Genomic DNA, 9,313 nt, shown 5'->3' with positions numbered 1-9,313 from the left:
AATAATTCAAGTGAATTTGTTTGAAAGAAGAACTTTAAAAGCTTTATTTTCACCCGATAAAATACCCATAAAACAAGAGGAAGCTCAAATGAGCTTCCTCTTGTGAAAAATTGTGGGACAGCAATGAGGAGAACCCATTTTTTATAATATGGACCGTGGAAGTCCCCCTTTGTAAAAGGTGAGCCATATATGGCGCAAGAGGGGGACCTTTAAGGACGAATCCCTCCAAACCTCCCTTTACCAAAGGGAGGCTTAAAAAACACAAAGCCCGTTGCCAGTCAACGGGCTTTGCACATACAATCAAAACCTCATTTTATTTTTCGCTTGATTCAGGCCAACACAGAGGACAACACATGCATTTGGGCAAACGTGTCGCAGCTATTGTACTTACATGCGGTTTAGCTACTAGCCTGGTCGGTTGTGGTTTTCATCTGAAAGGCACCAACCCAACCGTCGCCCCGGTGGCCTATTCGAAAATGCGTCTGGCGCTGCCTGCCCAAGCGGAAGAATTACAGGAAAAACTGTCGATTTATTTGGGTGCCGCCGGTGTCCAGCTCAGCAATAGCAATGATGCCTATCTGCTGCGGGTACTCGACTATAGCCCGCGCCGTCTGGAATTAAATGGCAAGCTGGTCGAAACCATGCTGCGTTTAAATGTGACTTTCCGTATTGAAGATGCACAAGGCAATCCGGTAACTGAACCGCGTACCGTAGTCGCCACCCGAAGCTATCAATATGATGTCGCAACAGTGAACACCGATGATCAGGAACAGAAATTCCTGCGTGATGTGATCATTGATGATGTGGCCCAGCAAATTGTGCGTCAGATTTCATCAAACCGCTTACCTGCCGCATCGACCAGCCAAACTGCTGCACCATGAAACTGGATTACTTACAGGCCCTGAAACGGATTGATGATGCCCGGGGGGCCTGGGTGCTGCATGGTCAGGAACCATTACTAGAACAAAACCTGATTGATGCTTTTCGCCAAAGCTGGCAGAAGCAGGACATTGAACGTCAGCGCTATGATATTAGCAGCGTCAGTGACTGGAAAAATGTCTTTAATGCCTTAAACAGCCTGTCTTTATTTTCCACCCAACTGGCAGTTGAAGTGCATGGCAACATCAAGCCCGATGCCAGCAGCTTAAAACTGCTGAAAAGCTATTTACAACAAGACAGCAATAACCTGCTGCTGGTGGTCATGCCCAAGCAGGATGCCAGCAGCCTCAAGTCAAGCTTTTTCCAGACGGTGGAGGCCAATGGCGTTTGCGTCGCCTTAACGGCAAATTACCCACGCGATCGTCAGCAGATTTTAGCAGTTGAAGCACAAAAACTGGGGATTCAACTGGCCAATGATGCCTGGCAATGGCTGGAACAGCATCATGAACACAACTTGCTGGCGGCCAAAAATAGCTTGATGCGGGTGCGCGATACATTTCCGGACCTTGAACAGATTCAGATTGAGCATTTATATGCCTGCCTGCAAGACCAGTCGCGCTATACCACTTATGATTTAAGCGATGCCCTTTTAGCCGGAAATCTGGCTCAATCTATCAAGATTTTTCAGTATCTGACTGCCTCTGGCGAGCCGATGAGCCTGATCTTATGGAGTATCAGCAAGGAAATGCGGCTTCTGATGCAACTGTTTGAGCAACCACAGAATGCCTTGCAACTGGGGATCTGGAAAAACAAGGTCAGCACTTACCAGCAGGCAGTACGCCGTTTGTCGCCACAAACGTTTTTAAGCTGGCCAGCGCTGTTATTAAATATTGATGCGGCTATTAAAGGCGTCAGTCAGGACAACCCGGAACAGCTGGTGCAGCAAGCCATTGCCAGTCTCTGTGGTCGGCCTTTATTTGCTGTTTAACCGGATATTCAGACCTGCATAGAATAATTATCATTTGCAATGTCTTCAAAATATTCACGATTTATCCTTAATTCGCTTTTATAATTCCGTTTAATTCTTTTTACCTGTTTCGATGATCATGCCTAAAATAAAACCAACCAAACTCGTGCTTGCTGCGCTGGCCATTGTGGCACTTATTGCTGCAGCCTGGTTCTTTTTAAAACCTAAACAGGAACAGCCACAGTATATTACCGCTGCTGTCAGTCGTGGCGATATTGAAAATTCAGTACTGGCCACCGGTGTCCTGGAAGCCACCAAAATGGTCAGTGTCGGCGCCCAGGTGTCGGGACAGGTCAGAAAAATGTATGTCGAACTCGGCGATCAGGTCAAACAGGGCCAGCTGATTGCCCAGATTGATTCGGTACGTCAGGAAAACGAATTAAAAACCGCAGAAGCCAGCATTAAAAACCAACAGGCTCAACTGGCGGTGCGTCAGGCCAATCTTGCCAAAGTCGAAGCTGAATATCGCCGACAACAGGCCATGTATGATCAGGATGCGACCTCACGTGCAGAACTGGAAGCCGCACTGGCCAGCTACAAAACCGCACAGGCCGATATTGCTGCTATCAATGCCCAGATTGAACAGTCCCGCTTAACCTTAGCCACCACACGTGAAGATTTAGGCTATACCCGTATTGTTGCACCCATGGATGGTACGGTCGTGGCGATTGTTACGGAAGAAGGCCAGACCGTAAACGCCAACCAGAGTGCACCGACCATTGTCAAACTGGCCAAGCTCGACACCATGACGGTGAAATCGGAGATTTCTGAAGCCGACGTTATGAAAGTGGAAGAAGGTCAGCGTGTGTACTTCACTACCTTAGGCAACAGTGAGAAAAAACACTACGCCACTTTACGTCAGGTTGAACCGGCACCAAATTCAATTAACACCGAAACCAGTAACAGTTCCTCTACTTCAAGCTCTGCGGTGTATTACAACGCCCTGTTTGATGTTCCGAATGAAGATGGCAAATTGCGTATTGACATGACCGCACAGGTGTCAATTGTGCTGGATGAAGCGAAAAATGTCCTGATGATTCCAGCGGCAGCCATTCAGGCCTCTAACCGTCCACAGCGTAGCCGTGCCCCGGGTGCAGATCAGGCGCCGGCTGAACGCGGTGCATCTGAAGCTCGTGGTCAACGCCCGGCCGGTGACCGTCCTGCGCGCTTAACCCTGACCGAACAGGAACGTGCCCTGATTGATCAAGGCAAAGCTGCACTGGCAATGGTACGTGTCTTACAGGCCGATGGCAGCGCCAAACCGCAACAGGTCCTGACCGGCTTAAATAACCGGGTTAGCGTTGAAATCATCAAAGGTTTGAAAGAAGGTGATCAGGTCATTATTGCCGATGGTTCAGATACTTCAAACGATGGCGCCAAACGTAGTAACCGTGGTGGTCCTTCCGGCCCAATGAGAATGTAAGCATGAGTCAACAACAGCAACCTCTACTCGAGGTCAAGAATCTGACTCGTGAATTCCCGGCAGGTGAATCAACGGTGCAGATTCTCAAGGGTGTCGATCTGGCGATTTACCCCGGCGAACTGGTCGCGATTGTCGGCCAGTCCGGTTCGGGCAAATCGACCCTGATGAATATTTTAGGCTGTCTGGATAAACCAACCTCGGGCAGCTACCGCGTCAATGGCCGCGAAACCCGTGAACTGGAACCCGATGAACTGGCGCAGTTACGCCGTGAATATTTTGGTTTTATTTTCCAGCGCTACCATCTGCTGGGTGATTTAACCGCAGCGGGAAACGTTGAAGTCCCGGCGATTTATGCCGGTGCCGATGCCGATGAACGTCATCAGCGTGCAGAAAAACTGCTGACCGATTTGGGTCTGGGCGAGAAAACCCAGAACCGTCCAAGCCAGCTTTCTGGTGGTCAGCAACAGCGTGTTTCGATTGCCCGTGCACTGATGAATGGCGGCGATGTGATTCTGGCCGATGAACCAACCGGTGCACTGGACAAAAATAGCGGCATCGAGGTGATGCGGATTCTGCGCGAGCTGAATGCCCAGGGTCATACTATTATTCTGGTCACCCATGACCACAATGTCGCCAAAAGTGCCAGCCGGATTATTGAAATCAGTGACGGGAATATTATTTCCGATCAGCCGAATACGCCAGAAACTGAAGATGCCCCCCTAGAAAAACAGCAACTGCAGCGCAATACGCAAAAGAAAATTTCGTCCTGGCGCTCCGCGGTGGACCGTCTGGGAGAAGCCTTCCGTATGGCCTTACTGGCCATGAATGCACACCGGATGCGAACCTTTCTGACCATGCTCGGGATTATTATCGGGATTGCCTCGGTGGTTTCAGTGGTGGCACTCGGCAATGGTTCACAAAAACAGATTCTGGAAAACATCAGCAGTCTGGGTACCAATACCATCACCGTGTATCAGGGCCGGGGCTTCGGGGACAATTCACGTTCCTCTCAGGTCAGGACCCTGATTCCTGCAGATGCCGATGCACTGGCGGAACAGCCCTATGTCGATGGTGTTAGTCCATCGGTCAACAGCAGTGTCACTGGACGGTATAAAGAGATTGAAGCTTCAACCACCGTGAATGGCGTGAGTGAAGATTTCTTCTATGTCAAAGGAATGAACTTCGCTTCGGGTCAGCCTTTTGATAAACAAAGCGTGACTGAGCAAGCGCAAGATGTGGTGATTGATAGTAATACTAAAAATACCTTCTTTGCCGATGGCACCAACCCTGTGGGTCAAGTCATTTTATTAGGTAGTGTGCCGAGCCGTATCATTGGCGTGATCGAAGAACAAAAAAGCATGATGGGTAACTCAGATAGCCTGAATGTGTATTTGCCCTATTCAACAGTCATGAGTCGTATGTTAGGTCAGTCGAATGTACGTAGCATCATTGTCCGCGTAAAAGATGAATACCCAAGTGCCGCTGCTGAAAACGCGATTCTGAATCTGCTGGTACAGCGACATGGCGCGCAAGATGTCTTTACACAAAACTCCGATAGTATCCGTGAAACCATCCAGCAGACCACTGCGACGATGACCCTGCTGATTTCAGCCATCGCCGTGATTTCTCTGGTGGTGGGTGGTATCGGGGTGATGAACATCATGCTGGTATCGGTTACAGAGCGGACGCAGGAAATCGGCGTTCGTATGGCGGTGGGTGCCCGACAAAGTGACATCTTGCAGCAGTTCCTGATTGAAGCCGTACTGGTCTGTATTTTAGGTGGTATTCTCGGGGTGCTCTTATCTTTAGGGATTGGACAACTGATTACCCAGTTCGCCGGTGGGACTTTCCAAATGGCTTACTCCACCACCTCCATTGTGGCAGCCTTTATCTGTTCCAGCCTGATCGGGATTGTGTTTGGCTTTATTCCTGCCCGTAACGCTGCCCGTTTAAATCCCGTCGATGCCCTGTCTCGAGAATAAGGATACTTTCATGCAATTGAATTTCAGTAAACTTGCAACCGCCTTGCTATTGAGCAGCAGCCTGGTCGGCTGTGCGGCGGTAGTGAAAACCCCATATCAGGCACCCGCTGTGACTATTCCAGGCAGTTTCCAGAACAGTAAAGCGGTTAGCCAGCAGGTGCATGCTCAGGTTCAGGCCGATCAGTGGTGGACGCTGTTTAAGGATGCCCAGCTGAATGCCCTGGTTGAACAAACCTTGACGCGCAATAGCGATCTGGCAGTTGCCGGGATTAATCTGCAACAGGCTCGTCTACAGGCGGGACAGTCTCAAAGCCAGCAAGGGATCCGGATTGGAGATGCCAGCATTTCAACCGGGCACCGTTTTAGTCTGGATGGCGATGGTAATGCCTCGACCGGAATTTCTCTGGGCTATCCACGCTTGAGTTATGAACTGGATTTATTTGGCAAACTGGCCAACCAGACCGAAGCTGCGCGCTGGGAAGCCTTAGCCACCGAGCAGGATTTACAGGCCACTGCACAGAGTTTGATTGGTACAGCAGCAGAGCTGTATTGGCAGCTGGGCTATTTAAATGAACGCTATCAGGTGGTGCAGCAAAACTTGGCGACCGCACAAAAAACCTATGAACTGGTGCAGGTACAATATCGGGCTGGCGCGGTATCGGGTCTGGATGTAACCCAGGCAGAACAGTCGGTACAAAACCAAAAATCGACCTTAAGCCAGATTGAGCAGCAGCGTGTAGAAACCCGGACAGCCTTGGCGGTTTTATTAAACATGCCGGTGCAGCAGCTGAATATTCAGGAACCGTCGCGTTTACCACGCACGGCGCTGCCGGAGATTAGTGCCGGTTTACCTGCAGAATTATTGGCGCGTCGTCCGGACTTACAGGCTGCCGAGTTACGCCTGCGTAAAGCCCTGGCCAATAAAGATGCCAATCGGGCCAGCTATTATCCATCGATCAGCTTGACCGGTAAGCTCTCTAGCGGTGTAGTCGCCTCTACCTCACTAAGCAGTGCATTGCAAAATCCGGCCTTGACCTTGGGTGCTGGATTAAGTCTGCCATTTTTACAATGGAATGACATGAAACGTGATTTACAGGTCAACGAACTGGAATATGAAAAAGCGATTTTGCAGTATCGCCAGACTCTATATGCCGCCTTTGCAGATGTGGAAAATGCATTATCGGCACGTAATGAGCTGGATAAGCAGCTTGCCTTGCAGGCACGTAATGTTGAACTGGCGGAAAAGTCTGAACGGTTGACTGAAGTTCGTTATCGTAACGGCGCAGTGGCGTTAAAAAATCTGTTAGATGCACAGGAAACCACGCGTAATGCCCGTTTGTCTTTGGTGCAAACCCGTCAGAGTCAATATAATGCTTATGTAACTTTATTGCAGGCGTTGGGTGGGAGTCCGATTCAGCAGTTGCCTTAAATTTATGGAATAAAAAAAGCCCGTAAGGGCTTTTTTTATATAATTAAAGACCAATAAAAAATTTATTTTAATTACTTATCAAAATAATCTTCTGGATAGGGATCATTACCAATTAGATAATCTCTATACTTCATAATACTAGGAGGCTTTGTTGCATAAATATGTAAGCATCTGATTTAAATAATCAAATTTACTTACCATAATATTCCATACAATTATTAACTCCTAATTTATTAAAGTATAATGTAAAATACCAATAATCTTTGCTTTTAAAATTAACTTCATCACCATCTCTTGTATAATGTCTATCATGAATAGGATTTAATATATCTATAGAATAATTATTAGTTTTACAAAAATTATAATAATTATCGTATGAATCAACAAAATCCCATTTTCTACTTAATAGTTTGTTTTTAACATCATTATAATCATTAATCGAAAAATTTTCTTTATTTATTTTTATCACAATTAATTGAGTAGAGCTTTTATTTCTATCAGTAGGCTTTGTTGCACAAAGATTTCATAACTATATGATTGTAAAAGTTTTGATTATTTTTTGATCCAAAATTAAATTTATTTAAATCAGATGCTTACATATTTATGCAACAAAGCCCTATCAGTATCAACTTCATATAGATATTCACTGAACAACTCCTTAGAAAGCTCTTGTAAGCTAGTTGCGTTAGTACTACATGCTATTAGGGAGCAATAGAGACTAAAAATGAATAAAGAAAATATGAATTTTCTCACAATCATAATAATTTATCCCAATCAACTATTCATATTACATACATAACGTTTATGTCTAGAATGGATAAAACCTATATTCCAATAATCTACTAACTGATTCAATGACTGTCCTTCTCCTGATTGCATAACTGTACCTATCTTTATAGGAGGAACTAACTCAAGTTGATTCATATCTCTATCACAATAAATGTAAGCTTCTTTGTATTTTTCTTTATAGTTCCACCCCCTCTTATTCAACCTACCATCTATTTTATCTATAAAATTATCACTATTTTGCTCTAGATCTTTCACTTGAAATATTAATCGTTCTGCATTATAGGAAGAAAATATTTTTTTACCTAAAATTTGATTACCAAAAATATATTCAGCATCACTTTCAAATTTTTTAATTATTATATTCTTATTTTCAACAACTGTTACTTCATTTTTTTTTCTAAGATCGCATGCAATACAGCAAGTACCCATTAAAATAATAGTCATAAATTTAAAAAAGGCTTTATTCCATGTTTGCATTACTTAATCTCTCTAATCTATTATTTCTTACTAGGTTTCACAGCATCTAAAATTGTATCAACACTAACAGTACCGCTCACACCTACATTGAAACCTGGTGTTCCTACTCCTAACTCAGAGGCCCACGTACCTTTTACAGGACTGCTTTTACTTACTAATGGAACCACTACGTTTGCTACTGCTCCATAAGCTCCACCACCAACAGTAACTGAAGCTCCACTTACAAATTCATTTGTAATCTCGCCCATAGTCATTGTTGTTTTGGTATAACTTGGTATGTTGTGAATATTACCACCTACACAACTAGCCCCTGCCAGATCTTTAGCGCTAAATTGTTTATTTTGAGCAACTGATTTTGCTACAGGAATTAATAGCGAATCCTTCGAACCACTAATATAATATTCGCCAGTCCATTGATTTTTAACAAAGCCCACTCCTATTCCTAAACCTCCGCCGCTACATGCAACATAATCAAATAATGGTGGCACTTTTATTTTACATAATTCTCCTGTTTCAGCAGAACACTCATAATTTCGTTGACCTTGATATGCTAGACCTGACTGGGCACTAGCTGGAATACCAAACATTTCACCATAATTAAAACTATTTAATCCTTTTGGATCAATCCATTGATTTGGATCACTTACATAACTAGAGGTATTCATACCACCCTCTAACCCAATCGGGTCTTTACTTACATATCTTGCGCTATGAGGTTCATAATAACGATAACGGTTATAGTGCAATTCTGTTTCTTGGTCGTAATACTGGCCTTGAAAGCGTAAATTATTTTGTTCAAATGGATTATCTTGATTTACTGCTTTAATTTCTAATGCTGTTCCCCACGTGTCTTGGAGAATTTCCCATACACACTCTCCTCGGATATTGGTCATGGTTTGTGGTGTTCCGACCTGATCACAGTGGTAGAATGTAAACTGCTCTAAAGCAGTACGCTTTTTCCGAGTAGTACTATTCCATACTGGGTCTTTATAAATAGAATAAGGTTTTGTTTGATATTCCTGATAATCAGGAGTTTCTATCAGTTGAATAAAATCCTTATAACCTGCTTGTAATAGTGGAACAAAGCTATCAGGTTCATAAATATAGTGCTTTGTATAATTGGTCTGTGCAGATTTAAAAGACTCCCATATCATTAAATCTCCATCCCAACCAAATAAGGGGCGAATTCAAACATGAGGTGCGACAGTTTCAAAAGCCATATGATAATCAACAAGCTGAGCAAATTTCTCTAATGGTGTAAGCCAATCTAACGCCTTTCTAGGACGAGTATTCAGTGACATGGCAAC

At 44.7% G+C, this 9,313-nt stretch carries 6 protein-coding genes and 3 pseudogenes; 5 read left to right on the top strand and 4 right to left on the bottom strand.

Annotated elements, in window-relative coordinates; translation table 11 throughout:
• Positions 1-353 precede the first annotated feature (353 nt).
• From lptE to FTT63_RS14280, 5 genes are all read left to right on the top strand, one after another.
• Positions 354-881, top strand: a complete 528-nt coding sequence (gene lptE, locus FTT63_RS14300; protein WP_005182353.1) for an LPS assembly lipoprotein LptE — start codon at positions 354-356, stop codon at positions 879-881.
• Positions 878-1,867 (top strand): DNA polymerase III subunit delta, encoded by a 990-nt coding sequence (holA, locus tag FTT63_RS14295; protein ID WP_005182351.1) that lies wholly within the window; start codon positions 878-880, stop codon positions 1,865-1,867. Before lptE ends, holA begins: the two co-directional genes overlap by 4 nt.
• 118 nt (positions 1,868-1,985) lie before the next feature.
• Positions 1,986-3,329, top strand: coding sequence for a MacA family efflux pump subunit (locus FTT63_RS14290; protein WP_127799886.1), 1,344 nt, complete (start codon positions 1,986-1,988; stop codon positions 3,327-3,329).
• Between the two features lie 2 nt (positions 3,330-3,331).
• On the top strand, positions 3,332-5,311 hold the full coding sequence (locus FTT63_RS14285) for a MacB family efflux pump subunit (RefSeq protein WP_127799884.1): 1,980 nt from the start codon (positions 3,332-3,334) through the stop codon (positions 5,309-5,311).
• Between the two features lie 10 nt (positions 5,312-5,321).
• Positions 5,322-6,740 (top strand): efflux transporter outer membrane subunit, encoded by a 1,419-nt coding sequence (locus FTT63_RS14280; protein WP_127799882.1) that lies wholly within the window; start codon positions 5,322-5,324, stop codon positions 6,738-6,740.
• Positions 6,741-6,930: 190 nt separating this feature from the next.
• Here FTT63_RS14280 and FTT63_RS15935 read toward each other — a convergent pair.
• The 4 genes and pseudogenes from FTT63_RS15935 to FTT63_RS14265 all read right to left on the bottom strand — a co-directional run.
• Positions 6,931-7,499, bottom strand: a pseudogene (locus tag FTT63_RS15935) (hypothetical protein).
• Between the two features lie 15 nt (positions 7,500-7,514).
• Positions 7,515-8,006 (bottom strand): hypothetical protein, encoded by a 492-nt coding sequence (locus FTT63_RS14275; protein ID WP_001195446.1) that lies wholly within the window; start codon positions 8,004-8,006, stop codon positions 7,515-7,517.
• A 20-nt stretch (positions 8,007-8,026) separates the two neighbouring features.
• Positions 8,027-9,184, bottom strand: a pseudogene (locus FTT63_RS14270) (RHS repeat domain-containing protein); the annotation flags it as partial.
• A 9-nt stretch (positions 9,185-9,193) separates the two neighbouring features.
• Positions 9,194-9,313, bottom strand: a pseudogene (locus FTT63_RS14265) (IS30 family transposase); the annotation flags it as partial.

Origin of the sequence: Acinetobacter sp. C15, assembly GCF_013420645.1 — a bacterium.
GTDB classification, from domain to species: domain Bacteria; phylum Pseudomonadota; class Gammaproteobacteria; order Pseudomonadales; family Moraxellaceae; genus Acinetobacter; species Acinetobacter indicus.
Note: the sequence above shows the minus strand (reverse complement) of the source record. Positions and strands in the feature narration are given on the sequence as shown.

Excerpts from the sequence above, each read along its gene's own strand:
- FTT63_RS14285 (WP_127799884.1), top strand. The coding sequence starts at position 3,332 with ATGAGTCAACAACAGCAACCTCTACTCGAGGTCAAGAATCTGACTCGT.
- FTT63_RS14280 (WP_127799882.1), top strand. The coding sequence starts at position 5,322 with ATGCAATTGAATTTCAGTAAACTTGCAACCGCCTTGCTATTGAGCAGC.
- holA (WP_005182351.1), top strand. The coding sequence starts at position 878 with ATGAAACTGGATTACTTACAGGCCCTGAAACGGATTGATGATGCCCGG.
- FTT63_RS14290 (WP_127799886.1), top strand. The coding sequence starts at position 1,986 with ATGCCTAAAATAAAACCAACCAAACTCGTGCTTGCTGCGCTGGCCATT.
- FTT63_RS14275 (WP_001195446.1), bottom strand. The coding sequence starts at position 8,006 with ATGCAAACATGGAATAAAGCCTTTTTTAAATTTATGACTATTATTTTA.
- lptE (WP_005182353.1), top strand. The coding sequence starts at position 354 with ATGCATTTGGGCAAACGTGTCGCAGCTATTGTACTTACATGCGGTTTA.